The sequence below is a fragment of the Rheinheimera sp. A13L genome, assembly GCF_000217935.1.
Classification (GTDB): Bacteria; Pseudomonadota; Gammaproteobacteria; order Enterobacterales; family Alteromonadaceae; genus Pararheinheimera.
The window spans coordinates 1-1,197 of sequence record NZ_AFHI01000058.1 but is presented as its reverse complement, the minus strand read 5'-3'; the positions used below and the strand labels follow the sequence as shown (position 1 = coordinate 1,197).

Annotated in this window: 1 protein-coding gene; it reads right to left on the bottom strand. The window is 47.2% G+C overall.

What is annotated here, in order from left to right:
* Positions 1–46: 46 nt before the first annotated feature.
* A protein-coding gene (locus RHEIN_RS17960; protein WP_139056508.1) for an IS3 family transposase occupies positions 47–1,122 on the bottom strand; the annotation gives its coding sequence in 2 pieces (ribosomal slippage) (positions 47–873 and positions 873–1,122; 1,077 coding nt in all).
* Positions 1,123–1,197: the final 75 nt, after the last annotated feature.

The window sequence follows — 1,197 nt, the reverse complement described above, 5'->3', positions numbered from 1 at the left end:
GACCTTTCCCCGAGATTAGTACCAATCTCTCGATGAGATTTCCAGCTTATGCGGCCTGCTTTGCATACTCAACAGGCGACATGTAATTTAATGAGCTGTGTGGGCGAACATGATTGTAGTGCTCACGCCACAACTCTATTTCGTATCTGGCTTCATCCAGTGTTCTGAACCAGTGTTGATTCAGACATTCGTTTCTAAATTTGCCATTCAAACTTTCAACAAAGGCATTTTGTGTCGGTTTACCTGGCTGTATAAAGCCCAGAGTAACACCCGTTTCCTTACTCCAGAAGAACATCGCCTTGCTGGTAAATTCAGTTCCATTGTCGCAGATAACCTTGTTGGGCCTGCCTCGTTGTTCAATAAGCAGGCTCAGGAATCTGGCAACCTGCCTGCCACTGATGGATACAGAAACCAATTGACCGACCATCTCCCGCGAATAATCATCGACCACATTCAGCACCCGAAAGCGCCTGCCATTACTGAGCTGGTCAGATACGAAATCCATTGACCAGCGTTGATTTGGCGCTGTTGGCACTTCCATTGGCTGCCGTGGTCGAGTCAGTTTTTTACGTTTCTTTGTCCGAACCTGCAAGCCTTCCTCGGTATAAATACGATAGGTGCGTTTCCGGTTCTTGACCTTACCTTCACCTCGGAGCAAGCCATGCAACATCAAATACCCATAGCGGGGATAGCGGACCGCCAGCGTCTTTAGCCGCTCCCTGAGAGCATTATCCGTTCCAGTCTTAGGCTGATAACGAAATGCGGTTCGACTTAACCCTACCAGCTTGCAGGCCACACGCTCGCTAAGGCTAAAAGCTTCAATCAGGTGTTGAGCAACAGGCTTTCTTGCCGCTGGCGTTACCACTTTTTTGAAAGCACATCCTTCATGGCTTCGACTTCCAGCATCTTGTCGGCCAGCATCTTTTTAAGCTTGTTGTTCTCAGCCTCAAGCTCTCTCAGTCGCTTTGCTTCGTTCACTTCCAGCCCTGCATATTTGCTACGCCAGTTATAAAACGTGCCGACAGATATACCCATCTCTCGGCAAATGTCATCGACCTTGGCACCGGCTTCATGTTGTTTAATGGCTTTGATGATTTGTTCTTCGGTGTAACGTTTTTTCATTTTGAGATCTCCATTGGTTCCATTTTATTGGAAATCTCATCAATGTCATGGTCTTAAATTTGGGGGATAGGTCAA